This is a genomic window from Streptomyces sp. SID13726 (assembly GCF_010548375.1).
Lineage (GTDB): Bacteria > Actinomycetota > Actinomycetes > Streptomycetales > Streptomycetaceae > Streptomyces.
Map to the genome: position 1 here is coordinate 56,705 of NZ_JAAGLY010000033.1, position 26,332 is coordinate 83,036.

Annotated in this window: 17 protein-coding genes; 11 read left to right on the forward strand and 6 right to left on the reverse strand. The window is 71.6% G+C overall.

All coding sequences use genetic code 11. The features are described from left to right. Nucleotides 1-16: 16 nt before the first annotated feature. Nucleotides 17-1,243 carry an Ig-like domain-containing protein gene (locus tag G3I78_RS43020; protein WP_164435228.1) on the reverse strand — a complete coding sequence of 409 codons (1,227 nt, stop codon included), beginning with the start codon at nucleotides 1,241-1,243 and terminating at the stop codon, nucleotides 17-19. 311 nt (nucleotides 1,244-1,554) lie between these two features. Between G3I78_RS43020 and glgX the strand changes: the two genes are divergently transcribed. Further along, the gene (glgX, locus tag G3I78_RS43025; protein ID WP_164435230.1) at nucleotides 1,555-3,792 is read left to right on the forward strand and encodes a glycogen debranching protein GlgX; all 2,238 of its coding nucleotides are present in this window, start codon (nucleotides 1,555-1,557) and stop codon (nucleotides 3,790-3,792) included. Between the two features lie 75 nt (nucleotides 3,793-3,867). Further along, nucleotides 3,868-5,280: a sulfatase-like hydrolase/transferase gene (locus G3I78_RS43030; RefSeq protein ID WP_203616301.1), complete on the forward strand. Its 1,413-nt coding sequence runs from the start codon at nucleotides 3,868-3,870 to the stop codon at nucleotides 5,278-5,280. Here G3I78_RS43030 and G3I78_RS43035 read toward each other — a convergent pair. From G3I78_RS43035 to G3I78_RS43050, 4 genes are read right to left on the reverse strand one after another with little or no spacing between them, the layout of a single operon-like run. Further along, nucleotides 5,277-5,915, reverse strand: a complete 639-nt coding sequence (locus tag G3I78_RS43035) for a response regulator transcription factor (protein WP_164435235.1) — start codon at nucleotides 5,913-5,915, stop codon at nucleotides 5,277-5,279. The genes G3I78_RS43030 and G3I78_RS43035 overlap by 4 nt on opposite strands. After that, on the reverse strand, nucleotides 5,905-7,161 hold the full coding sequence (locus G3I78_RS43040; protein WP_164435237.1) for a sensor histidine kinase: 1,257 nt from the start codon (nucleotides 7,159-7,161) through the stop codon (nucleotides 5,905-5,907). Before G3I78_RS43040 ends, G3I78_RS43035 begins: the two co-directional genes overlap by 11 nt. A 25-nt stretch (nucleotides 7,162-7,186) precedes the next feature. After that, nucleotides 7,187-7,921, reverse strand: a complete 735-nt coding sequence (locus G3I78_RS43045; RefSeq protein WP_164435239.1) for an ABC transporter permease — start codon at nucleotides 7,919-7,921, stop codon at nucleotides 7,187-7,189. Further along, nucleotides 7,918-8,835 (reverse strand): ABC transporter ATP-binding protein, encoded by a 918-nt coding sequence (locus G3I78_RS43050; protein ID WP_164435241.1) that lies wholly within the window; start codon nucleotides 8,833-8,835, stop codon nucleotides 7,918-7,920. The genes G3I78_RS43045 and G3I78_RS43050 overlap by 4 nt, the downstream gene beginning before the upstream one ends. Before the next feature lie 183 nt (nucleotides 8,836-9,018). Between G3I78_RS43050 and G3I78_RS43055 the strand changes: the two genes are divergently transcribed. The 7 genes from G3I78_RS43055 to G3I78_RS43085 all read left to right on the forward strand — a co-directional run bounded on the left by G3I78_RS43055 (nucleotide 9,019) and on the right by G3I78_RS43085 (nucleotide 21,020). Continuing rightward, the gene (locus G3I78_RS43055; protein ID WP_164435243.1) at nucleotides 9,019-10,806 is read left to right on the forward strand and encodes an ABC transporter ATP-binding protein; all 1,788 of its coding nucleotides are present in this window, start codon (nucleotides 9,019-9,021) and stop codon (nucleotides 10,804-10,806) included. After that, nucleotides 10,803-12,665, forward strand: coding sequence for an ABC transporter ATP-binding protein (locus G3I78_RS43060; RefSeq protein WP_164435245.1), 1,863 nt, complete (start codon nucleotides 10,803-10,805; stop codon nucleotides 12,663-12,665). The genes G3I78_RS43055 and G3I78_RS43060 overlap by 4 nt, the downstream gene beginning before the upstream one ends. A gap of 79 nt (nucleotides 12,666-12,744) precedes the next feature. Then, entirely contained in the window at nucleotides 12,745-14,463 is a 1,719-nt protein-coding gene (locus G3I78_RS43065) for an ABC transporter ATP-binding protein (protein ID WP_164435247.1), read from the forward strand. After that, on the forward strand, nucleotides 14,460-16,214 hold the full coding sequence (locus G3I78_RS43070) for an ABC transporter ATP-binding protein (protein WP_164435249.1): 1,755 nt from the start codon (nucleotides 14,460-14,462) through the stop codon (nucleotides 16,212-16,214). Before G3I78_RS43065 ends, G3I78_RS43070 begins: the two co-directional genes overlap by 4 nt. 230 nt (nucleotides 16,215-16,444) lie before the next feature. Beyond that, a complete protein-coding gene (locus tag G3I78_RS43075; protein ID WP_164435251.1) occupies nucleotides 16,445-18,490 on the forward strand; it encodes a M4 family metallopeptidase in 2,046 nt (681 codons plus the stop codon). Nucleotides 18,491-18,774: 284 nt separating this feature from the next. Further along, complete coding sequence (locus tag G3I78_RS43080) at nucleotides 18,775-20,439, forward strand: M4 family metallopeptidase (protein ID WP_164435253.1); 1,665 nt, start codon at nucleotides 18,775-18,777, stop codon at nucleotides 20,437-20,439. A gap of 71 nt (nucleotides 20,440-20,510) precedes the next feature. Further along, a complete protein-coding gene (locus tag G3I78_RS43085) occupies nucleotides 20,511-21,020 on the forward strand; it encodes a DUF1990 domain-containing protein (RefSeq protein ID WP_164435255.1) in 510 nt (169 codons plus the stop codon). A gap of 25 nt (nucleotides 21,021-21,045) precedes the next feature. On the opposite strand, the gene G3I78_RS43090 is transcribed toward G3I78_RS43085, so the two are convergent. After that, a complete protein-coding gene (locus G3I78_RS43090) occupies nucleotides 21,046-23,664 on the reverse strand; it encodes a glycosyltransferase family 1 protein (RefSeq protein WP_164435257.1) in 2,619 nt (872 codons plus the stop codon). Between the two features lie 291 nt (nucleotides 23,665-23,955). Here G3I78_RS43090 and G3I78_RS43095 point away from each other — a divergent pair, with 291 nt between their 5' ends. Then, nucleotides 23,956-25,158: a S8 family peptidase gene (locus G3I78_RS43095; protein WP_164435260.1), complete on the forward strand. Its 1,203-nt coding sequence runs from the start codon at nucleotides 23,956-23,958 to the stop codon at nucleotides 25,156-25,158. 216 nt (nucleotides 25,159-25,374) lie between these two features. Further along, on the forward strand, nucleotides 25,375-26,332 hold a 958-nt coding region (locus G3I78_RS43100), incomplete at its 3' end, for a maltotransferase domain-containing protein (RefSeq protein ID WP_164435262.1).

A 26,332-nucleotide genomic window follows, 5' to 3' on the forward strand; every position in this document is an offset into this window, starting at 1 on the left:
AGTACAAGGTCACCATTCAGTCACTGCCCGCCTTCCATGCCTTCCAACTCATATTCCACCCCCCGAGCCCATTATCGGGAGCGACCTTTTTGTCATCGCTGTGGACGACTTCGACGACGTCGCCGATGAGACTGCGGTCGAAGAACCAGCCCGCCGGGGTGTCCGAGCTGCCGCCCTTGACGTCCCTGAGGCCCACGCAGCCGTGGCTGACGTTGACCTTGCCGGGGGCGTCCGGCGCCCAGTAGTTGCCGTGCAGGAAGGTGCCGGAGTCGGTCAGGCGCAGGGCGTGCGGGACGTCGGGGATGTCGTACTCGCCGCCGAAGCCGACCGTGCGGCTGTTCATCCGGGTCACTTCGAGCATCTCGCTGACGACCATCCTGCCGTTGTACGTGGTCGTCCTCGGCGCCCCCGCGGTGATCGGCACGGTGGCGAGCAGCTCGCCGTCCCGCCGTACCTGCATGGTGTGCGCGGCGGCGTCCACGAGGGAGACCTGGCTGCGGCCGACGGTGAAGGAGAAGGTCTTGTACTGGAGCCCGTAGACGCCGGGCGCGCCCTCGACGTCCCGCAGCCGCAGCGCGACGGTCACGCGGGTGCCGGGTTTCCAGTAGTGCTCGGGGCGGAAGTCGAGGCGGCCGTCGCCGAACCAGTGCGGGCGGATCTCGACGGGGGGCTTCGAGGTGACGTGCACGGCGCGTTCGACGGCGGCGCGGTCCTTGATCTCCCGGTTGAACTCCAGGGAGACGATCATCCCGGTGCCGACGGTGGAGCGGTTCTCGGGGGTGACGTACCCGATGAAGCGCTCCTCGGGGACGTACGTGGTGAAGGTGGTGTGGCGGGCCGAGCGGCGGCCGTGACCGTCCAGGGCGACCGCGTCGACCGTGTACTTGGCGGCGAGGGCGAGCTGTCCCTCGTCGGGTTCCCAGCGCAGGCCGTCGTCGGAGATGTGCCCGGGCACCGGGTACTCCTGGGCGTCCTGGGACTTGACGACGGTGACCGACTCCAGCCGCCCGTTCGGAACCCTGACCCGCAGCTTCTCCTCGGGTGCCACGCCCTTGGTCCCGTCGTCGGGCGCGACCCTGATCACGTCCTCGGGCGCGGGCGGCTTCCCGAACCCCCCGACCCCACCGATCCCCCCACCTCCGCCCTCGGTGCAGCCGTCGGCCCCGGCCAGCAGTCCTGCCCATGTCAGTACGGCGGCCAGAGCGGCCCCCGCGCGCCGAGCGCGCCCAAGTCGATGCCTCACGCCCACCCAACGACAACGGCCACCCGGGAGAAACGTGAGCGGAGGAACCCCGGCCGAGGGCCCATGACGACCGGCCCCGACCGCACCCGCTCAGGGGCGCGGGGAACCGCGCGACCAGCCCCCGCTCACCCGCACCCGCCGCACGACAGAACCCGGCGCATCCCCGGGCGCCCGGCCCAACCCGGCGGAGCGAACCCGTGAATGCACGGCGAGCGCTGGGCAGAACAGTGGGGAGAACGACGTGAAAGGGTGCCGTGGCCGGGACGCCACGCGCCCTTTGCCACCTCGTTCCACGAGCCGTGGGAGGCCGGGTGTCCAGCGCAGCCGAGCAGGAGGCGGTGACGGAAGCCGCCGAGGAGCGCCCCGCCGCGCTGGTGAACGGCACCCGGCGAGGCGTACCGAGCGTGCCCGTGTGGCCCGGCGCCCCCACCCCGCTGGGCGCGAGGTTCCGCGTCGGCCCCGACGGAGTCGCCGGCACCAACTTCGCCCTGTGGGCCGGCGGCGCCGAGGCCGTCGAGCTGTGCCTGTTCGACGCCGACGGCAAGGAGACCCGCGCCCGCCTGACCGAACTCACCCACGAGATCTGGCACGGCTTCGTCCCCGGCGTGCTGCCAGGTCAACGTTACGGCTACCGCGTGCACGGCCGCTGGGACCCCTGGACCGGCGGCCGCTGGAACCCGGCGAAGCTCCTCCTCGACCCGTACGCCCGCGCGGTGGACGGCGACTTCGGCCTGCCGCCCGAGGTGTACGGCCATGTCCGCGACTGGCCTCAGCAGCAGGTCGCGGACACCGTGCGCGACGACCGCGACTCGGCGCCGTACGTCCCGAAGGGCGTGGTCGTCCACGATGACGACGACTGGGCCGAGGACCGCAGGCCGAAGACGCCGTGGGCCGACTCCGTGATCTACGAGCTGCACGTCCGCGGCTTCACCCGGCTGCACCCCGGCATCCCGGAGGAGCTGCGCGGGACGTACGCCGGTCTCGCCCACCCCGCCGCGATCGACCACCTGGTCCGTCTGGGCGTCACGGCCGTGGAGCTGCTCCCCGTCCACCAGTTCGCCCACGAGGACCACTTGCTGCGCCGGGGCCTCAAGAACTACTGGGGCTACAACTCCATCGGCTACTTCGCCCCGCACGCGGCCTACGCGGCCTCCGGTACGACGGGCCAGCAGGTCGGCGAGTTCAAGCGCATGGTCCGCGCGCTGCACGCCGCCGGCATCGAGGTGATCCTCGACGTGGTCTACAACCACACCGCGGAAGCAGGGGAGTTGGGCCCCACGCTGTCCCTCAAGGGCATCGACAACCGGGGCTACTACCGACTCCAGTCGGACGCCCGGCGGTACGCGGACTACACGGGCTGCGGCAACACGCTGCACGTGGTCCAGCCGCACGTCCTGCGGCTCATCACCGACTCGCTGCGCTACTGGGTGACGGAGATGGGCGTGGACGGCTTCCGCTTCGACCTGGCCGCCGCGCTGGCCCGCTCGATGCACGACGTCGACATGCTCTCGCCGTTCCTCGCGGTCATCGCCCAGGACCCGGTGCTCCGGCGCGTGAAGCTGATAGCCGAGCCGTGGGACGTCGGCTCCGGCGGCTACCAGGTGGGCGCCTTCCCGCCCCTGTGGACGGAGTGGAACGACCGCTATCGCAACGCCGTCCGGGACTTCTGGCGGGGCGCGCTGCCGGACGTGCGGGACCTCGGCTACCGGCTCTCCGGCTCCAGCGACCTGTACGCGTGGGGTGGGCGGCGGCCGTACGCCTCGGTCAACTTCATCACCGCGCACGACGGTTTCACGCTGCGCGACCTGGTGTCGTACGAGAGGAAGCACAACGAGGCGAACGGCGAGGGCAACCGGGACGGCACCGACGACAACCGGGCGTGGAACGGCGGTGCGGAGGGCGAGACCGACGACGAGCGCGTACGGGCGCTCAGGCGGCGGCAGTTGAGGAACCTGCTGACCACTCTGCTGCTGTCCACGGGCGTGCCGATGCTGGTCGCGGGCGACGAGCTGGGCCGCACACAGCGCGGCAACAACAACGCCTACTGCCAGGACAACGAGATCAGCTGGGTCGACTGGGAGCTCCTCGAAGACCCCGGCTGGAAGGCCCTGTTCGACCTCACCGCCCGGCTGATCGAGCTGCGCCACCGGCATCCGGTGCTCAGGCGCCGGGCGTTCTTCTCGGGGCGCGCGCACTCCGCGGACGGGATCCGCGACCTCGCCTGGTTCACGGCCCGCGGCACCGAGATGACGGAACGCGACTGGTACGCGCCCGCCGCCACCCTCGGCATGTATCTGTCGGGCCGGGACATCCCCGGCCGGGACGAACGCGGCGACCCGATCCTCGACGACAGCTTCCTGGCCGTCCTGCACGCCGGCGACCGCCCGGCGGCCTACCTGCTGCCGGGTCCGCCGTGGGCGGAGCGGTACGAGGTGGTCGTCGACACGTCGAGCGAGGAGCAGGGGGAGGCACCGGGGGCGACGCACCGGGCGGGAGCGTCGATCACCGTGCCGGCGCGGTCGGTACTGCTGCTGCGGGTGGCGGGCTGAGGCGTTGTTGCAGGTCCGTGAACAGTACATGTGATCGCTGGCCAGCACCCGGCCCCGCTGATCAGACTCGCTCCCATGCCCGAGATATCCCGCCGTGCCTTCGGTGGTCTCGTCGGCGGCGGCGCCGTGACCGCCGTCGCCGGTACGACGACCACCGCGGAAGCCGCTCCTTTCGAAGAACGGCCCTTCGCGGCCCGTACCGCGAAGACCGCGTCCGGCAAGCGCCCCAACCTCCTCGTCATCCTCGGCGACGACCTCGGCTGGGCCGACCTGTCGTCGTACGGCGCCCCGCACATCAGGACGCCGAACCTGGACCGGCTGGCCCGGCAGGGCGTGCGGTTCACCGACGCGTACTCGGGGTCGTCGACCTGCTCGCCGACCCGGTTCAGCCTGTACACCGGGCGGTATCCGGGACGCACCCCGGGCGGGCTCGCCGAGCCGATCGCCGACAGGACGCAGGGCCTGGACCCGCACCACCCCACCCTCGCCTCCCTGCTGAAGAAGGCGGGTTACTCGACCGCCCTCATCGGCAAGTGGCACTGCGGCTGGCTGCCCGACTACAGCCCCACCAAGTCCGGTTGGGACGAGTTCTTCGGCAACCGGGGCGGTGTGCTGGAGTACTTCTCCAAGCTCGGCCAGCTCGGCGACTACGACCTCTACGAGGGCGACGCCACCCACAAGGACCTGCGCTACTACACGGAGGTCCTCACCGAGCGGGCCGTGGAGTACGTGAGCCGCGACCACCGCACGCCCTGGCTGCTGAACCTCAACTTCACGACCCCGCACTGGCCCTGGCTCGCGGAGGGCGACGCGGAGACCGGCGCCGAGGTCGCGGCGAAGATCCGGGCCGCGAGGAGCCAGGCGGAGATCTCGGCCGCGCTCAACCACTACGACGGCGGCTCGGTCGCCAAGTACACCGAGATGGTGGAGAGCCTCGACGCGGCCGTCGGCGAGGTGCTCACCGCGCTGCGCCGCTCCGGGCAGGAGGAGCACACGCTGGTGTACTTCGCCAGCGACAACGGCGGTGAGCGCTGGTCGTACCTGTGGCCGCTCAGCGGCGAGAAGTTCGTCCTCCAGGAGGGCGGCATCCGGGTGCCGACGATCGTGCGCTGGCCGCACCGCGTCGACGGCGGCCTGGTCAGCCACGAGCCCAACTTCTCCCCCGACTGGACGGCGACCTTCCTGGAACTCGCGGGCGCCCGCCCCGACCCCGCGTACCCGCTGGACGGCACCAGCCTCGCGGGCTACCTGCTGCGCGGCGAAGACCTCCCGGAACGCGACCTGTTCTGGCGCGTGCGGGCCAACCGGGCGCTTCGGCGCGGACGTTGGAAGTACTACCAGGACTCCACCGGCAAGGACCACCTCTACGACCTCGGCACCGACCTGCGCGAACAGGCCGATCTCGCGCCGGACAGACCGGAGTTGCTGGCCGAGCTGAAGGCGGCGTGGGAGAGGACCGCCTCCGGTCTGCTCCCGTACCCCGGCTAGCCCAGGATGCCCCGCTGGTACGCCGTCGCGACCGCCGCCGCGCGGTCGTTGACGCCGAGCTTGGCGTACAGGTGGGTGAGGTGGGTCTTCACGGTGGCCTCGCTGATGAACAGTTCGCGGGCGATCTCGCGGTTGGACGTGCCCTTGGCGACCAGGGCCAGTACCTCGCGCTCGCGGGCGGAGAGGGGTTCGCTCGCGGGGGCCCTCGGGGTGCGGACGGCGGAGACCAGGCGGGAGGCGACCGCCGGGGAGAGGACCGTGCGGCCCTCCGCCGCCGCCCGTACCGCCGTGAACAGCTCGTCGCGCGGGGCGTCCTTGAGGAGATAGCCGGTCGCGCCCGCCTCGATCGCGGGGAGCGTGTCGGAGTCGGTGTCGTACGTCGTGAGGACGAGCACCTTCGCGCGGGCGGATCTGCGGGTCAGCTCGCGGATGGCGTCGACCCCGCCGCCGCCCGGCATCCGCAGGTCCATCAGGATCACGTCGGGGTCGAGCGCGGCGGCCCGCTCGACCGCCTCGACGCCGTCGGACGCCTCACCGAGCACGGTGAAGCCGGGCGCGGACTCGAACATGCCGCGCAGACCGTCCCGTACGACGGGATGGTCGTCGACGATCAACACCGAGATGTCACTGGTCATGGCGGACCAACGGTACGCGAGCCGACAGCGCGGTGCCGTGGCCGGGTTCGGACTCGACGGTGAGATGGCCCGCGATGCGTTCGGCGCGGGCCCGCATGCCGTCGAGGCCGAAGCCGCCGGTGCGGGTGCGGGCGGGCAGGGCGAGCGGGTCGAAGCCGACGCCGTCGTCGCGGATGTCGAGGATGACCTCGTCGACCAGGAAGGACAGGGTCACCCCGAGGCGGCTCGCGCGGGCGTGCCGGGCCGCGTTCGACAGGGCCTCCTGGGCGATGCGCAGGAGGGTGGCGGCGACCTCCTCGTGCAGCAGCTGCGCGGTGCCGGTGACCGTGAACTCGGCGCGGACACCGGTGCGTTCGCCCCATTCGGCGACCGTCTTCTTCAGCGCCTCCGGCAGTCCGTCGTCCTCCAGGGCGACCGGGGCGAGGTTGTGCACGGAGCGGCGGGCCTCGCCGAGGCTGTGCCGGGCGAGGTCGGAGGCGCGCTCCAGATGGGTGTGGGCGATGTCCAGGTCGGGGGCGTTCGCGACGACCTGGAGCTGGGCGATGATGCCGGTCAGGCCCTGGGCGAGGGTGTCGTGGATCTCGGCGGCGAGCCGCCGGCGCTCGTCGGCGACCCCCGCCTCCCGTGCCTGGACGAGGAGTTGGGCGTGAAGGGCGGCGTTCTCGTCGAGCGCCTGCTGGAGCGCCTCGATGGTCTCGGCCCGCTCCTTGGAGCGCCGCTCCTCCTGCTCGGTGATGTGGGCGACGAAGGCCTGGAGGCCGAAGTTCACGAAGAGGAGCCCGACGAATCCGAGCCACTCGGCCGTGCTGCCCACCGGCAGCCCCCCGACCTGCGCGCCCGCCACGATGACGGAGGTCGCCAGCAGCCCGAGCCTGCGCCACATGCCGGGGATCAGCTCGTCCGCGTCCATGTAGCCGGTGGCGGCGTAGAACGCGAAGAACGGGTTGATCACGGTGAGGGAGAAGGCGATGCCCCAGCGGACCACGTAGTACGCCGTCCCGGCCCGCGACGGGCTGCGGCCGCGGTCGGCCCGGCGGTACCGCGTGCCGTGCCACCAGAGTTGCAGCACGGTCGCGGCGGCGATCAGCCCTCCGGCCGAGTACCAGTCGGCGGGGTCCGCCGTCACGCCGTCCGCGATGAGGACGGAGGCGACCGCGACAAGGGAGCTGATGCCGAGCAGCGCGTACGGCCCCCATACGTGGAGCTGTTCCAGCCGCCGCTCGATCTGCGGGTCCGACGCGTTCATCTCCCCAGTCTGCACGGCCCGGCCCCTACTCCCAGCGGAACCAGCGCGACGCGGCGGCCGTGAGCAGCACCGACCAGGCGACGAGCACGCCCAGGTGGGTCCAGCCCGGCCAGTGCCCGGCCGCGGCCCGGTTCAGCGCCTCGGCGGCGGCACCGAACGGCGTGTACCCGACGATCCGCGCGAGGACGTGCGGCATGGTCTGCACCGGCGCCCACACCCCCGCGCAGAACATCGCCGGGAAGAACACCGCGGACCCGATGGCACCGGCGATCTTCGTGGTCCGGGACAGCGCGGAGACCACCGCGCCGAGCGCGAGGGCGACCAGCACGGCCAGCACCAGCGCCAGCAGGTATCCGAAGGGCTGCTTGGGCAGTCGTACGGCGAAACCGAACCGCCCGACGAGCAGCGCCAGCAGACCCGACGCCAGGGCGGCGCCGCCGTAGACCGTCATCTGCGCGGTGAGCAGGGCGGTCGGGCGGACCGGGGTGGTGGACATACGGCGCAGGATGCCGCGCTCGCGGTAGCCGGTGAGGGTCTGCGGCATGGACTGGAGGCCGCCGACGATCAGGCCGAGGAGCACGGCCACGGGGACGTAGACGTCGATGGTCCTGAGGCCGCCGAGGTCGGCCTCGTGGTGCCGGAAGCCCGGGATGGAGCCGAGGATCACCAGGAGCAGGGTCGGGAACAGCAGGATCCAGAAGAGGGCGCCGGGCTCGCGGCGGAAGAGGCGGATCTCGGTCTTCAGGACGGCGGTGTTCATGCCGTGGCCTCCTGGGTGTCGGTCTTGGTGAGGTCGAGGAACGCGTCGTCGAGGGTGGCGTCGACGACCCGGAGATGGTGGGCGGTGACATGGCGGCGGGCGAGCAGGGTGATGACGGCGTTCACGGTCTCGTCGGTGCCGGAGAGGACGAGACGGCCGTCGTGGTCCTCGACCGAGGCGAGCGCGGGCAGCGCGTTCAGCTCGCGGTCGTCCAGCGGGGCGGACGGCGTGAAGCTGATGACGGTGGCGCCCGCCGAGCGCTGGATGAGACCGGCCGGGGTGTCGAGGGCGGCGACCCGGCCCTTGTCGATCACGGCGATCCGGTCGCAGAGCCGCTGCGCCTCCTCCATGAAGTGGGTGACCAGCAGGACGGTGACGCCGTTGGCGCGGATGTCCTCGATCAGCTCCCAGGTGTCCCGGCGGGCGCGTGGGTCGAGGCCGGTGGTCAGCTCGTCCAGGACGACGATCCGGGGGTTGCCGACGAGCGCGAGCGCGATGAACAGGCGCTGCTTCTGGCCGCCGGAGAGCTTGCCGAACCGGGTGGTGAGCTTCTCGGTGAGCCCCAGGCGCTCGGCGAGCGGCCGCCAGTCGGCCGGCTTCTCGTGGAACGCGGAGTACAGCTCCAGTGCCTCGCGGACGGTGAGCTTGGCCTGGAGCTCGCTCTCCTGGAGCTGGGCGCCGAGCACGCGGGCCACGCGCGCGTGGTCAGCGACGGGGTCGAGTCCGGTGACCCGGACGCGCCCCGCGTCGGGAACCCTCAGGCCCTCGACGCATTCGACGGTGGTGGTCTTCCCGGCGCCGTTCGGGCCAAGAATTCCAAAAATCTCGCCCTCCTCGACGGCGAAGGAGACCCCGTCGACGACGGCCCGGCCTCCGTAGGACTTGCGCAGTTCGCTGACTTCGATGACGGACATGGCTCCAGCGTCCCGGCGCGGGCCCCCGCGCCACATCGCCCGTCGCGCTCGACCCGGCATCAACCGATCGGTGGATGCGGCCGTACGACCCCTCGAACACGCAGGTCGTAGGTCCGGCGACCGACTCCGGTCCGGCCAAAACTCGCTGGGCGCTGTCAGTGCCGATCCGTAGGCTCGCAGTTGATGTCCACCACACATGCACCCACCGGGAACCCCTCGGCCGTGAAGACCCTGCTGCGCCTGTGGCCGTACGTCAGGCCCGCCCGCGCGCGGCTGCTGACCGCCGCGTTCGTGGCGATCCTCGCCTCCTGTACGGGGCTGGTGATCCCGCTCGTCCTGAAGTGGATGGTGGACGGCCCGGTCGCCGACGGGGACACGGCGGGCGTGTGGCTCGGAGCGCTGTACCTGCTGCTGCTCGGCATCGCGGAGGCGCTGCTGTTCGGGCTGCGGCGCTGGCTGGTGGCCCGCCCGCTGTCGCATGTCGAGGCCGAGATGCGGGCGGGCCTGTACAGCCGCCTCCAGCGCCTGCCGGTGGCCTTCCACGACCGCTGGGCGTCCGGCCAGCTGCTCTCCCGGGGCACCACGGACCTCATGCTGCTGCGCATGTTCCTCGCCTTCCCGCTGACGTTCCTCCTGGTCAACGGCGTGACGATCCTGGTCGGCGTGGGCATCATGCTGCTCCAGGACTGGACCCTCGGCCTGGTCATCCTCGGCCCCGCGATCCCCGTCGTCGTCACCTGCGTGGTCTTCGAGCGGCGCTACCACCTGGTGGCACGGAAGGCCCAGGACCAGATCGGCGACCTCACGACGGTCGTCGAGGAGAGCGTCCTCGGCATCCGCATCATCAAGGGCTTCGGCCGCCACAGGTCGCAGGCGCGGGCCTTTAGGGAACTGTCGGGCCGGCTGAGGGAGACCGAGCTGAGCAAGGCCCGGTTGCTGGCGACGATCTGGGCGGTCATCACCACACTCCCCGAGGCGGCCATCGCCGCCGCCCTGGTCCTGGGCTGCGTCCAGGTCGCGGACGGCGACCTGTCGGCGGGCACGCTGGTGGCGTTTCTGTCGACGGCCCTGGCACTGAGATGGCCGGTCGAGTCGATCGGCTTCCTGCTGGCGATGAGCCAGGAGGCGGCGACGGCGACGGAGCGCTATTTCGAGGCGATGGATGAAGTACCCGAGGCGGACAGCGCCTTCAGGGGCGCGGGGACCAGCCCCCACCGGCCGTCGTCCGACAACGACGGCATCCGCTTCACCGCGGTCTCCTTCCGCTATCCGGACGCGGCCCCCGACTCCCCGCCCACCCTGGACCGCATAGACCTCCACATCCGCCCCGGCGAATCAATGGCCCTGGTCGGCGCGACAGGCAGCGGGAAGACCACCCTCACCGCCCTGCTCCCCCGCCTCCACGAACCGACCTCCGGCCGCATCACCCTGGACGGCGAGGACATCACCGCCCTGTCCAGGCAGACGCTGCGCTCGATCGTCGCCGTGGCCTTCGAGGAACCCACCCTCTTCTCCGCCACCGTCGCCGAGAACGTCCTGATGGGCACGGACGAACGAGAACTGCGAAGAGCGCTCTCCGTGGCCCAGGCCGACTTCGCCCACGCCCTCCCCCAGGGCACCGGGACCCAGGTCGGCGAACAGGGCCTCAGCCTCTCCGGCGGCCAGCGCCAGCGCCTCGCCCTCGCGAGAGCCGTCGTCGGCAGGCCGAGGTTCCTCGTCCTGGACGACCCGCTGTCCGCCCTGGACGTCCACACCGAGGCCGCGGTCGAGGCCGCGCTGCGGGACGTGCTCGCGGACACCACCGCGCTGATCGTCGCCCACCGCCCCTCCACCGTGCAGCTCGCCGACCGCGTCGCCCTGCTGTCGGACGGCCGCATCACCGCCGTCGGCACCCACCACGAACTCCTGCACACCAACGCCGAGTACGCGCACCTGATGTCCGGGTCCGGGGAAACGGAGGACGCCCGATGACGGCCCCCACCACGTCCGCGCCCACCACGGCGGAGGACCCCGAGCTGCCGGGACCCGAGCACTCCGACGACGCCTTCGACCAGGACCGGCTGCCCGCTCCCCCGCACGCCACCGCCCTCCTGCTGCGCTCGCTGCTCGCCCCGATGAAGGCGCGGGTCACCGTCACGACCCTGCTCCTGCTGCTCCAGCAGGCGGCCGTGCAGGCGGGCCCGCTGCTGGTGGCGTACGCGATCGACCGGGCCGTGCCCGCGTTCCGGGACCACGACAACGGCCCGCTGATCGCGGTGGGCGCCGGCTATCTGCTGTGCGCGCTGGCCTCCGGGGCGCTCCAGTACGCGTTCATCCGGGCCTCCGCGCGCGTCAACCAGGACGTGCTGCTCGACCTGCGCGGCCGGATCTTCCGGCACGCGCAGGCGCTGAGCATCGACTTCCACGAGCGCTACACCTCGGGCCGGCTCATCTCCCGTTCCACCGCGGACGTGGAGTCCCTGCGCGAACTGCTCGACGAGGGCCTCCAGGAACTCGTCACCGTGATCCTGTCGTTCCTGTACATCTCCGCGCTGCTGCTCTGGCTGGACCTGGGGCTCGGCGCGGTCGCGGTGGCGTCCTTCGTGCCGCTGTACGGGCTGGTGCGGCTCTACCAGCGCCGGGCCGGGCGGGTGTACCGGAAGCGGTCGACCGCGATCGCCGCGGTGATCGTGAAGTTCGTGGAGACGATGAACGGCATCCGCCCGGTGCGCGCGTTCCGCCGCGAGGCCGCCAACGACGCCGACTTCGGCGCACTGAACAAGCGCCACGAGCGGGTCAACGGCGACGCGCTCCTGGAGATGGCCCGCTATGTCGTCGGTTCCCGGCTGGTCGCCAACACGGCCGTCGCGGGGATCGTGCTGTGGGGCGCCTACCGGGTGGCGCAGGGCTCGCTGGAGCTGGGTGTGCTGGCGGCCGCGGTGCTGTATCTGCGGCGGCTGTACGACCCCATCGACCGGCTGGGCATGTTCCTGAACTCCTACCAGTCGGCGGCGGCCTCCCTGGAGAAGATCGCGGGTCTGCTGGCCCAGACCCCGACCGTGCCGGAGCCGTCGGCTCCCCGGCAGCTCCCGGCACCGGAGTCCGCGGACCGTCCGGGCCGCCAGGTGGTCTTCGAGGGTGTCTCCTTCGGCTACCGCACCGGCGGCGAGGTGCTGCCCCGCTTCGACCTGACGCTCCCCGCCGGGCAGACCGTCGCGGTGGTCGGCTCGACCGGCGCCGGGAAGTCGACCCTCGCCAAGCTCCTCGCGCGTTTCTACGACCCCTCGCGGGGCCGGGTCCTCCTCGACGGCGTCGATCTGCGCGAGCTGGCGGTGCCCGAACTGCGGTGCGGGGTGGTCATGGTGACGCAGGAGGCGTTCCTGTTCTCCGGCACGGTCGCCGAGAACATCACGATCGGCCGCCCGGACGCCACGCGCGAGGAGATCGAGCGGGCCGCGAAGGCGATCGGCGCGCACGACTTCATCAGCGCCCTGCCCGACGGCTACGACACGGACGTACGCAAGCGGGGCGGCCGTATCTCGGCGGGCCAGCGGCAACTCGTGGCGTTCGCGCGGGCGTTGCTCGCCGATCCGGCGGTGCTGATCCTGGACGAGGCGACCAGTTCGCTGGACATCCCGGGCGAGCGGGCGGTGCAGCGCGCGATGTCGACGGTCCTGAAGGGCCGTACCGCGGTGGTGATCGCCCACCGGCTGTCGACCGTCGAGATCGCCGACCGGGTCCTGGTCATGGAGCACGGCCGGATCGTGGAGGACGGGGCGCCGGCCGAACTCATCGCGGGCACAGGGCGGTTCGCGGACCTGCACCGGGCGTGGCGGGACAGCCTGGCGTGACCTGCCCGGGGTCCGGCGCGACCCACCAGGGCTCCGGCGTGACCTACCAGGGCTCCGGCGTGACCTACCAGGGGGACGAGTGATCGACGCGTACGAGGATCCGGGCACGCCCGACGTCCGGGGCGGCTGGCGGTATCTGTGGTGGCTGGTGCGCCGGCAGCCGGGGCGGTGTGCCGCGGGGGCGCTGCTGGGCAGTACCTGGATGGTGCTGCTGGCGGCGACGCCGTATCTGATGGCGAAGGCGATCGACGAGGGCCTGGAGCCGGGCGACTGGGGCGCGCTCACCGGCTGGAGCGTCGCGCTGTTCGTGGTGGGCTCCTTCAACGCCTGGCTGAGCATCATGCGGCACCGCACGATGACCCGGGTGCGGATGGACGCCAACTTCCGCACGGTCAAGGTGGTCGTGGGCCAGGCGGTGCGGCTCGGGGCCGCGCTCTCGCGCCGGGCCGGGGCCGGGGAGGTCGTCACGATCGGCGTGGGCGACGTGCAGACGATCGCCACCGCGCTCACGGTGGTTGGCCCGGGTGTCGGCGCGTGTGTCGCCTACCTCGCGGTGGCCGCCGTACTGGTGTCGGTCTCCCCGCTCCTCGCGACCGTGGTGCTGCTCGGCATCCCGGCGATCGTCCTCCTGGTCGGCCCGCTGCTGTCCCGCCTCCAGGGCGCCGAGACGGAGTACCGCGAACGCCAGGGTGTCCTCACCGCCCGTATCGCCGACCTCGCGGGCGGCCTGCGCGTCCTCAACGGCCTGGGCGGCAAGGGCCTGGTCGCCGACGCCTTCCACCGCGACAGCGGGCACCTGCGGGCCCAGGGCTACCGGGTCGGCGCGGTCACCAGCTGGGTCCAGGCCCTCGGTGTCGGTCTGCCCACCCTGTTCCTCGCCGTGGTCACCTGGATGGCGGCCCGCCTGGCCGCCCAAGGGGACATCACCATCGGCGAGTTGGTGGCGGTGTACGGCTATGTCGCGGTGCTGGTGGGCCCGGTGGCGTTCTGGGTGGAGTGCGGATACCAACTGAGCCGGGGTGTCGTGGCCGCCCGCAGGGTCGTCGGCTTCCTGCGCCTGGAGCCACTGGAGGACAGGGGCACGAAGGACGCCCCGACGGAACCCTCGGTCCTGCACGACCCGGACTCGGGCGTGAACATCCTCCCGGGCCGCCTGACAGCCCTCGCCTCGGCCCGCCCGGCGGACACGGCGGCGGTACTGGACCGGGTGGCCCGCTACACCCCGTCCCGGGCGACCTGGGCGGGAGTGCCGATGGACGAGATCAGGCTGCCCCGGATCAGACAGCACATCCTGCTGGCGGACCACGAGGCGGACCTGTTCGCAGGAACACTGGCCGAGGTCATTGAGCCCCCTAGGAGCGCGGGGAACCGCGCGACCAGCCACGACGAACGCGCAGCCGCCCTGCACGCAGCCGTGGCGGACGACATCGCGCAGGCCCTCCCGGACGGCCTCGACTCACCGATGGACGCCCAGGCCCGCAACCTCTCCGGCGGCCAGCGCCAACGCATCCGGCTCACCAGAGCCCTCCTCGCCGACCCGGAGGTCCTCCTCGCCGTGGATCCCACCTCCGCCCTGGACGCCCACACGGAAGCCCTGGTGGCCAAGCGCCTGCGAGAGGCCAGGGCGGGCCGCACCACAGTCGTCACCACCACCTCCCCGCTCGTCCTCGACCACGCCGACACGGTCCACTACCTGGTCGACGGCAGACTCGCGGCGACCGGCACCCACCAGCAACTCCTCATCGCGGAACCGGGATACCGCGCCCTGGTCGCGAGGGACGTGGAGGTCATGAAGTGAGCAGCGGTCAGCTCCCCGTCGCCGACCAGCCGGCCATCCGGCGCGCCTCCCTCCGGCTGATCCGCCAGGACTCCCGCGCCTTCACCGCCGTACTCGCCCTGAACGCCCTCGCCGCCGTGACCGGTCTCGCCGGCCCCTGGCTGCTGGGCCGGATCATCGACGAGGTCCGGGCCGGCACGACGGTGGCCGCCGTGGACCGGCTCTCCCTCGTCCTCGTGGGGTGCGCGGGCATCCAGCTCCTGCTGGCCCGCTGGGCCCGCTACGTCGGCCACCGGTTCGGCGAACGCACCCTCGCCCGGATCCGCGAGGAGTTCGTGGACCGCGCGCTCGCGCTGCCCGCCTCGGTGGTGGAGCGGGCCGGCACCGGCGACCTCACCGCGCGTGGCACCGCGGACGTCGCCACCGTGGGGACCACGCTGCGTGACGCGGGCCCCGAACTGTTCATCAACTCCGTGCAGTTCGTCTTCCTGTTCGCGGCGGTCTTCTTCCTGGACCCGCTGCTCGGCGCGGTCGGCGTGTTCGGTCTGCTGCCGATCTGGTGCGCCCTGCGCTGGTATCTGCGGCGGGCCAGGGACGGCTATCTGGCCGAGGGCGCGGCGACCTCCGAGGTGGCGGAGATCCTCGCGGCGACCGCGTCGGGCGCCCGCACGGTCGAGGCGCTCCGGCTCCAGGAGCGCAGGATCGGGGCGAGCCGGGACGCCCTCGACACGGCCCGCCGCACCCGACTGCACACCCTCTATCTGCGCAGTGTGTTCTTCCCGGTGGTGGAGGTGGCGTACGTCCTTCCGGTGGCGGGCGTGCTGCTGGTCGGCGGGCTGCTGCACGCGCGGGGTGTGCTGAGTCTGGGCTCGGTCGTGGCGGCGGCGCTGTATCTGCAGCAGCTGGTCAACCCGCTCGACCAGATCCTGGTGCGGGTGGAGCAACTCCAGTCCAGCGGTGCCTCGTTCGCCCGCGTGGAGGGCCTGGCCGGGGCGCCGCGCGGCGACTCGAAGGACTCCGCGGCGCCCGCCGACGACCGCATCGACGTCGTCGACGTGCGCTACTCCTACGGGCGCGGTGGCGAGGTGCTGCACGGTGTCGACCTGACCGTGCGCCCGGGTGAACGGCTCGCGGTGGTGGGTCCTTCGGGTGCCGGGAAGACCACGCTGAGCAGGCTGCTGGCCGGGGTGGACGCGCCGACGTCCGGCTCGGTGACCGTCGGCGGGGTCCCGGTCGTCGGTCTCGGTCCCGAGCGGCTGCGCCGTCAGGTGGTCCTGGTCACCCAGGAGCACCATGTCTTCCTGGGCACGGTCCGCGACAACCTCCTCATCGCCGAACCCGGCGCCGGGGACGAGGAGTTGTGGGCCGCCCTGGCCGCCGTGGGGGCCGACGGGTGGGTGCGGGAGCTGCCGGAGGGGCTCGGCACCGCGCTGGGCGCGGACGGCCGGCGGACGGACGGCTCGCAGGCGCAGCAACTCGCCCTGGCGCGGGTGGTGCTGGCGGACCCGCACACGCTGATCCTGGACGAGGCGACCGCGTTGCTCGATCCCACGACCGCGCGGCACACCGAGCGCGCCCTGGCCGCCGTACTGGAGGGGCGTACGGTCATCGCCATCGCGCACCGGCTGCACACCGCGCACGACGCGGACCGGGTGGCGGTGATGGAGGACGGCCTGCTGACCGAACTCGGCACCCATGACGAGCTGGTGGCGGCCGACGGTGCGTACGCGGCGCTGTGGGGTTCGTGGCACGGAGGGCCGGGCGGCAGCTGATCTCCGGACCGTATATCGAACATGAACTACCGGACAACGAACCGTTTCCGGCCAACTTTCTGACGCGCTCCTGACAGACAGCGCAATCCACTGCCACTCTTCCCACGGCAACTTCACAGCAACCCCACAGCAACACCGTTCTGCGTACCTCCATGTTGTGCCCGGACGGTCGACCCACCGTCCGGTCTCCCCAGGCCGTGCGATCCGCGGCCGCGCAGAAGGAGTCAGTGTTGAGAGACAGTTCCTCCCACAGACGCACCCCCCACACCCTGCACCGCAAGGCCGCTGCCGTGGCCCTCGTCGGTGTCTCCGCCCTGATCGCCGCGGCCGTCCAGTCGGGCGCCGCCACCGCAGCCCCGGAGAAGGCACCGTCGGCCGCGGGCAAGGTGATACCGGGCGCCGAGTCCATCAAGCTCACCCCGGCCCAGCGCGCCGAGCTGATACGCCAGGCGAACGCCACGAAGGCGGACACCGCCAAGGACCTCGGCCTCGGCGCCAAGGAGAAGCTGGTCGTGCGTGACGTCCTCAAGGACGGCGACGGCACGCTGCACACCCGCTACGAGCGCACCTACGACGGCTTGCCCGTCCTCGGCGGCGACCTCGTCGTTCAGACCACGAAGTCCGGCGCGACCGAGGGTGTCGTCAAGGCGACCGCCAAGGTGATCAAGCCGGCCACCACGACCGCGGCCCTGCCCGCCGCCAAGGCCGAGAAGCAGGCGCTCACGCTCGCGAAGGCGGCAGGCGCCGACAAGGCCGACACCAACCGCGCCCCGCGCAAGGTGATCTGGGCCGGCAACGGCACGCCGACGCTGGCGTACGAGACGGTCGTCGGCGGCCTCCAGGAGGACGGCACTCCGAACGAGCTGCACGTCGTCACGGACGCGGCGACCGGCGCGAAGCTCTACGAGTACCAGGGCATCGAGACCGGCACCGGCAACACCATGTACAGCGGCACGGTCACCCTCGGCACCACCCAGTCCGGGTCGACGTACAACCTGACCGACGGGGCGCGCGGCAACCACAAGACGTACAACCTCAACCGCGGCACCTCCGGCACCGGCACCCTCTTCTCGGGCCCGGACGACATCTGGGGCAACGGCAGCGCCTCCAACGCGGAGACGGCCGGCGCGGACGCGCACTACGGTGCCGCGCTCACCTGGGACTACTACAAGAACGTGCAGGGGCGTTCGGGTATCCGCGGTGACGGGGTGGGCGCGTACTCGCGGGTCCACTACGGCAACAACTACGTCAACGCGTTCTGGTCGGACAGCTGCTTCTGCATGACGTACGGCGACGGGTCGGGCAACACCCACCCGCTCACCGCGATCGACGTGGCCGGTCACGAGATGACCCACGGCGTCACGTCGAACACCGCGGGGCTCAACTACTCGGGCGAGTCCGGCGGGTTGAACGAGGCGACCTCCGATATCTTCGGCACGGCCGTCGAGTTCTACGCCAACAACTCCTCCGACGTCGGTGACTACCTCATCGGCGAGGAGATCGACATCAACGGCGACGGCACGCCGCTGCGTTACATGGACAAGCCGAGCAAGGACGGCGCGTCGAAGGACAGCTGGTACTCCGGGATCGGGTCGGTGGACGTCCACTACTCGTCCGGCCCGGCGAACCACTTCTTCTACCTCCTGTCGGAGGGCAGCGGCACCAAGACCATCAACGGTGTCACCTACAACTCGTCGACCTCGGACGGGCTTCCGGTCACCGGCATCGGCCGGGACAAGGCGGAGAAGATCTGGTTCCGCGCGCTGACCACGAAGTTCACCTCGACGACCAACTACGCGGGCGCCCGCACCGGCACCCTCGCGGCGGCCGGTGAGCTGTACGGCACCACCAGCGCGGAGTACACGGCCGTGGCGAACGCCTGGGCGGGCGTGGCGGTCGGCTCGCGTCCCGGTGGCGGCGGCGGTGGCACCTCGTTCGAGTCCACCACCGACGTATCGATTCCGGACAACGGGGCGGCGGTCACCTCGCCGATCACCGTGTCGGGGCGTACCGGCAACGCGCCCTCGAACCTCGCGGTCGCGGTGAACATCGTGCACACCTACATCGGCGACCTCCAGGTGCAGCTGATCGCCCCCGACGGCTCGGCGTACACGCTGAAGGCGTACGGCACCGGCGGGAGCACGGACAACCTCAACACCACGTACACGGTGAACGCCTCCTCCGAGGTCGCCAACGGGACCTGGCAGTTGCGGGTCCAGGACAACGCGGCCCAGGACACGGGCTACATCAACAGCTGGAAGCTGACCTTCCCGTAGGTCGGCGGGCACACGGTCAGGGCGCCGCCCCGGTGGTTCGACTCCCCGGGGCGGCGCCCTCTTTTTGCCAGCCCATGACCGACGTCTTGTTGGGGCTTTGCCCAGGTCAACTCGCTTTACATCACTGCAATGTTCACCTCGTCGTCGACTTTCAGCCAACATCACTTGTGGGTCATGACATGTACGCGCCTTGATGCCACGCTTCCTCACAACCGCCGCACAACTTCACAACCACCCCGGCAGGCAACCCCACGCACGCCGGGCTCCCCCACGAAGGAGCTTGTGTGACCCCCCTCTACGCGCGTCACAAGCGCACCACGCTGGCCATCGCCACCGCAGTCGCCGCCGGCGCCCTGCTCACCACCGGCCTGACCGCCGGTGCCGCCTCCGCCGAGACCCCGGCGGAGAACGGCAGAAGCACCCTCTCCGCCGCGCCGCTCCAGCTGTCCCCGGCCGCGCGCACCTCGCTCATCAAGGAACAGCAGGCCGGTGCCGCCGACACCGCCCGGGAGATAGGCCTCGGCGCCAAGGAGAAGCTGGTCGTCAAGGACGTCGTCAAGGACGCCGACGGCACGGTCCACACCCGCTACGAGCGCACCTACGACGGTCTGCCCGTCCTCGGCGGCGACCTCGTCGTCCACGAGGCGAAGTCCGGCGCCACCGAGGGTGTCGTCAAGGCGACGAACAAGACCATCAAGGTCGCCTCGCTGACCCCGAAGCTCACCGTCGCCAAGGCCGAGACCCAGGCGCTGACCGCCGCCAAGGCCGCGGGCTCGGAGAAGACCGCCGCCGACGGCGCGCGCAAGGTCATCTGGGCCGGCTCGGGCACCCCCGTCCTCGCCTACGAGACGATCGTCGGCGGCTTCCAGGACGACGGCACCCCGAACCAGCTGCACGTCATCACCGACGCGGCCACCGGCAAGAAGCTCTACGAGTACCAGGGCATCGAGAACGCCACCGGTACCGGCAAGAGCCTGTACTCGGGCACGGTCAGCCTCAGCACCACGCAGTCCGGCTCGACGTACAACCTCACCGACGCCACCCGCGGCAACCACAAGACGTACAACAAGTCCCACGGCACCAGCTCGTCGGCGGGCACCCTGTTCACGGACGCCGACAACGTCTGGGGCACCGGCGCGGCCTCCAGCTCCACCACCGACCAGACCGCGGCCGTGGACGCCACCTACGGCGCGCAGGAGACCTGGGACTTCTACAAGTCCACGTTCGGCCGCAGCGGCATCAAGAACAACGGTGTCGGCGCCTACTCGCGCGTGCACTACGGCAACCAGTACGTGAACGCGTTCTGGGACGACAGCTGCTTCTGCATGACGTACGGCGACGGCGAGGGCAACGTCAACCCGCTGACCTCGCTGGACGTGGCCGGCCACGAGATGAGCCACGGCGTCACCTCGAACACGGCGGGCCTGAACTACTCGGGCGAGTCCGGCGGCCTCAACGAGGCGACCTCGGACATCTTCGGCACGGGTGTGGAGTTCTACGCCAACAACTCCAACGACGTCGGTGACTACCTCATCGGCGAGGAGATCGACATCAACGGCGACGGCACCCCGCTGCGCTACATGGACAAGCCCAGCAAGGACGGCGGCTCGGCGGACTCCTGGTCCTCCTCGGTCGGCAACCTGGACGTCCACTACTCGTCCGGCGTCGCGAACCACTTCTTCTACCTCCTCTCGGAGGGCAGCGGCGCGAAGACGATCAACGGCGTCTCCTACAACTCGCCGACGTCCAACGGCTCCACGGTCACCGGCATCGGCCGGGACAAGGCGCTCCAGATCTGGTACAAGGCGCTGACGACGTACTTCACGTCGACGACCAACTACAAGTCGGCGCGCACGGGCACCCTGTCCGCCGCGTCCGCCCTGTACGGCTCGACGAGCACCGAGTACAAGGCGGTGGCCGCGGCCTGGTCGGCGGTCAACGTCAGCTAGTGATCACGAGGGACTGACGGGCGGTACCCGGAACGAAGGCATTTCCGGGTACCGCCCTACTCTTGGTTCCCATGCACTTCACGTACGACGAGGTCGGCGCGACCCGTCAGCAGGGCTACTGCCCGCCAGGCTTCCGCCCCCTGCACGTCCGCACCCGCATAGGCGAGGGCCACGATGTCTTCCGGAAGGCCTCCGAGGCGGTCCTGACCTGGGAGATGCACCGCGCCCTCGGCGTCGGCATAGACGCCGGCGCGGACCGCGCGGCCCCCGACGTGGACGTCACGGTCACTCTGGCCGGGGTCATCAAGGCCCCCTGCCGAGTGGTCTGGACGCTTGAGGAGCACCGCCGCGCGGGCTGGGCCTACGGAACGCTTTCCGGCCATCCCGAATGCGGCGAGGAGTCCTTCGTGGTGGACCGGACCGGGGACGGAACGGTCTGGCTGACGGTGTCGGCGTTCAGCAGAGGCGCCAAGTGGTACACCCGGGCGGGCGGCCCGGCGACCCGAGGACTCCAGCAGGCGTACGCGCGCAAGTGCGGGACAGTGCTGCGGCGGCTGTGCGGCGGGGAGGACGCGGGCTGAGCGAACGGCCCGCGCCCCCCTTCGTTCACCGCATGAGCACGCCCGCTCCCTCCACCACGTCCTCGGAGGGCACCGCGAGCAGCCCCAACTCCGCGCCGGACGCCAGCAGTCGGTGTGCCGGCAGGATGCGGACCGTGTAGCCGAAGGGCCCGGTGCGGTCGAGGGACAGCGGGCCCTCGTACACCCAGCGGCCCTCCGGGTCCGGGCCGCCGACCGACTTCAGCGGGACCGTCGCCGCGTCCGCGATGCGGTCCTCCTCGTCCACCCGGCCGGAGACCGCCTGGATCTCCACGTCGTCCGGGCCGAGCGCGCCGAGGCCGACGCGCACCCTGAGGCCGAGCGTGGTGCCGAGTTCGGCCGTGGCGGTCGCGGCCGTGGTCTCCACATGGTCGACCGTGACGCCGTGCCACTCCGCCCGTACCCGCGCCTTCCACTCCGCGAGCTCGCGCGCCGCGTCCGGGGCCATCGTGCGATGGGCGTGCGCGGCGGGGGCGTAGAGGCGTTCCACGTACTCGCGGACCATGCGGCCGGCCAGGACCTTCGGGCCGAGCAGGGTCAGCGTCTGGCGGACCATCTCGATCCAGCGGTCGGGCAGCCCGCCCTGTCCGCGCTCGTAGAAGCGCGGGGTCACCCGCTGTTCGAGCAGGTCGTAGAGGGCCTCGGCCTCTATGTCGTCCCGGCGGTCCGGCTCGGTGCCGTTGCCGTCCGCCGTGGGGATCGCCCAGCCGAAGTCGGGCTGGAACCACTCGTCCCACCAGCCGTCCAGGACGGAGAGGTTGAGGCAGCCGTTCAGGGCCGCCTTCATCCCGCTCGTCCCGCACGCCTCCAGCGGGCGCAGCGGGTTGTTGAGCCAGATGTCGCAGCCCGGGTAGAGCTTCTGGGCCATCGCCATGCCGTAGTCCGGCAGGAAGACGATCCGGTGGCGGACCCGCGGGTCGTCCGCGAACCGCACCAGCTCCTGCACCAGGCGCTTCCCGCCGTCGTCCGCCGGGTGCGCCTTGCCCGCCACCACGATCTGGACCGGCCGCTCGGGGTGCAGGAGCAGATCCATCAGCCGGTCGCGGTCGCGCAGCATCAGGGTCAGTCGCTTGTACGACGGGACGCGGCGCGCGAATCCGATGGTGAGGACGTCGGGGTCGAGCACCCCGTCGATCCAGCCCAACTCGGCCGTACCGGCGCCCCGTTGCCGCCAGGACGCCCGCAGCCGCTCCCGCACCTCGGTCACCAGCTGCTCGCGCAGGTCCCGCCGCAGCTCCCAGATGTCCTGGTCCGGGATGTCCCCCACCGCGTCCCAGCGGTCCGAGCCGCCGACGGTGAGCGCGTCCTCGGTGCGCTGTGCGCCGATCTGCCGGGCGCCGAGCCGGAACACCTCGGGGGCGACCCAGGTCGGCGCGTGCACCCCGTTGGTCACGGAGGTGATCGGCACCTCCTCGGGGTCGAATCCCGGCCAGAGTCCGGAGAACATCTCCCGGCTGACCTGACCGTGCAACAGCGAGACCCCGTTGGCGCGTTGGGCGAGCCTGAGGCCCATCACCGCCATGTTGAAGAGGTTGGGCTCGCCGCCCGGGTAGGTCTCCATGCCCAGCGCCAGAATGCGGCCCACGTCCATGCGGGGCAGTTCGGCGTCGGCGCCGAAGTGCCGGGCGACCAGCTCACGGTCGAAGCGGTCGATGCCGGCCGGGACGGGGGTGTGCGTGGTGAACACCGTGCCCGCGCGCACCGCCTCCAGACCGGCGTCGAAGTCCAGCCCCTGGTCGCAGAGTTCGGCGATCCGCTCCAGGCCGAGGAAGCCGGCGTGCCCCTCGTTGGTGTGGAACACCTCGGGGTCGGCATGCCCGGTCAGCCGGCAGTACGTCCGTACGGCCCGCACACCCCCTATGCCGAGCAGCATCTCCTGGAGCAGCCGGTGCTCGCTGCCGCCGCCGTAGAGCCGGTCGGTCACCCCGCGTTCGCCGAGGTCGTTCTCCTCGACGTCGGAGTCCAGCATCAGCAGCGGTACCCGGCCGACCTGGGCGAGCCAGATCCGGGCGTGCAACTGCTTGCCGCCGGGCAGGGCGAGGGAGACCCGGGCCGGGCTGCCGTCGGCCTCCTTCAGGAGCGCGACCGGCAGCTCGTTGGGGTCGAGGACCGGGTAGTGCTCCTGCTGCCAGCCGTCCCGGGACAGGGACTGGCGGAAGTAGCCGTGCCGGTACAGCAGACCGACCCCGATCAGCGGCACGCCCAGGTCGCTGGCCGCCTTCAGATGGTCGCCCGCCAGGATGCCGAGGCCGCCGGAGTACTGCGGCAGCGCGGCCGTGATGCCGAACTCGGGCGAGAAGTAGGCGACGGCGGCGGGGAGTTCGCCGGTGTGGGTCTGGTACCAGCGCTCCCCGGTGACGTAGTCGTGGAGGTCGTCGGCGACCGCGGTGAGCCGGCGCAGGAAACGGCGGTCCTGGGCGAGTTCGGCGAGCCGCGCCGGGCGCACGCCGCCGAGCAGCCGTACCGGATCACCGCCGGACGCGGCCCAGCGCTCCGGATCGACGGACTGGAAGAGATCACGGGTCTCCGCGTGCCAGGACCAGCGCAGGTTGCGCGCCAGGTCGCTCAGCGGCCGCAGGGCATCGGGGAGTACGGGTCGGACGGTGAATCGACGGATAGCCTTCATTGCCACCTCAGCGCATTCGCTGGAGAACGCACGGCGGTGTGCGTCCACGTCGGTTACGACGGTATCGGCGTTCCTCGAACACCGGACGGGCTGATTTTGCCCAGAGCGGTCCGGAAAACGCCGCAACCTCCTCACGTCTCCCATAGCCGATATGGCCGGTTCCACCCCCGTAGGCGTCCTTGTGGTACTTCACACCACACGAGAGGCTTCCCCATGGCGTACCGGCCGGCGCCGGGTGCACCCGGCGGACCGCGGCCTCCGTACGCCGAGTTGAGGAGGGGAACTCAAGTCATGGCACGGACGCGAGATCGGCGTCTGCGCTGGGTGGGGGGCCTGACCGCGGCGACCTGTGCCGCCGCGCTTTCGGCCATCAGCCCGCCCGCGCACGCCGCACCGGAGGGGCGGATACTCGGCGCCGGAGAGGCCGGTTCCGTCAGCGGGAGTTACCTGGTGACACTCAAGGGGGGAACGAAGGCCCCGTCGGCGGCCGGAAAGGGCCTCGCCGAGAAGTACGGGGCGAGAATCAGCCATACCTACGGCACGGTACTCAACGGCTACGCGATCGTCGCCGACGAGAGACAGGCCAGACGGCTCGCCGCCGACCCCCGGGTCGCCGCGGTCGTCCAGGACACCAGGGTGACCCTGGAGCGCACCCAGAAGAACCCGCCGTCCTGGGGCCTGGACCGCCTCGACCAGCCCGGCCTGCCGCTGGACAGGTCCTACACCGCGCCGGATTCCGGGGGCGCCGGGACCACGGTGTACGTGATCGACACCGGCATCCGGATCAGCCACAAGGACTTCGGCGGCCGGGCGAGCTACGGCTGGGACTTCGTCGGCGGCGACCGGTCCGCAGGGGACGGCAACGGCCACGGCACCCATGTGGCGGCCACCGTCGCGGGCACCGGATACGGCGTGGCGAAACAGGCCAAGGTGGTCTCCGTACGCGTCCTCGACAACACCGGCTCGGGGACGACGGCCCAGGTCATCGCCGGTATCGACTGGGTGACCAGGAACGCGCGCAAACCGGCCGTCGCCAACCTCAGCATGGGCGGCTACCACAACGCCCAGCTCGACGCCGCCGTACGCAACTCCATCAAGTCCGGGGTGACCTACACGGTCGCCGCGGGCAACGACGGGCAGTCGGCGTCGCTCTACTCGCCCGCCGACGTGAAGCAGGCGATCACGGTCGGAGCGACCGACGCGAAGGACACCCGGGCGGGCTTCTCCAACTACGGCTCCGCCCTGGACCTGTTCGCGCCGGGCGTCTCGATCACCTCGGCGGGGATCGCCGGCGACACCGCCAGGGCGACCTTCTCGGGTACGTCGATGGCGGCCCCGCACGCGGCGGGCGCGGCGGCGCTGTACCTCGCCGGCCACCCGAGGGCGACCCCGGCGCAGGTGGCCAAGGCACTGGTCACGCAGGCGTCCTCCGGGAAGGTGTCCGGCCGCGGGCCCGGTTCACCGGACAAACTCCTCCGGATACCGGGCGCGTAGTGACAATGTCCGCCCACCGGCCCCGTTCGACCGGAACGGGGCCGGTCTTGTGCGTAGACATACGCGTGAGTAGTTAACAAAGTGCCGGATTGCCCACCCGAATAGGGTGGGAAGGCTCCTCCGGTACGCGGCTCAGGTAGGTTCACTGAGACGCCACGCAGGACCCCCTCCCCACATCCATCCGCCCACCCGAAGTTGACGCGGACAGGAGCGGTCATGCCCGCCACGCACCACTCGTCGGCACCCCCGACCTCCAGTACCGAACCGTCCCCCGCACACCCCGTCGACACCGGACCACCGCCCCAGGAGCGATCCTCCGCGGAGGCGGGCGAGGCCCCGGCCGTCGGGCGCATACCCGTCCTGGACGTCCGCCCGGTCGTCCAGCGCGGCCGCAGGCCCGCCAAGGCGGTCGCCGGCGAGACCTTCGAGATCTCGGCCACCGTGTTCCGCGAGGGCCATGACGCGGTCGCCGCCAACGTCGTACTGATGGACCCGGAGGGCCGCCCAGGGCCGTGGGCCCCGATGCGGGAACTGGCCCCGGGCACCGACCGCTGGGGCGCCACCGTCACCGCAGGCGCCCCCGGCCGCTGGACCTACGCCGTCGAGGCCTGGGGCGACCCCGTCACCACCTGGCGGCACCACTCCCAGATCAAGATCCCGGCCGGAATGGACACCGAACTGGTCCTGGAGGAGGGCGCCCGACTGTACGAGCGGGCCGCCGCCGGGGTCCCGGGCGACGGGCGGGACGGCGTGATCCTCGCGGCCGTCCGCGCCCTCCGCGACCAGACCCGCCCCGCCGCCGCCCGCCTCGCCGCCGCGCTGACGCCCGAGGTGGACGCCGTGCTCCGGCGGTACCCGCTGCGGGAGTTGATCACGGCGTCGGAGACGCTGCCACTGCTGGTCGAGCGGGAACGGGCGCTGTTCGGGTCCTGGTACGAGTTCTTCCCCCGCTCCGAGGGCACCCCCGAGCAGCCGCACGGCACCTTCCGCACCGCCGCCCGCCGCCTCCCGGCGATCGCCGCGATGGGCTTCGACGTCGTCTACCTCCCCCCGATCCACCCGATCGGCACGACCTTCCGCAAGGGCCGCAACAACACCCTCTCCGCCGGCCCCGACGACGTCGGCGTGCCCTGGGCCATCGGCTCCCCCGAGGGCGGCCACGACGCCGTCCACC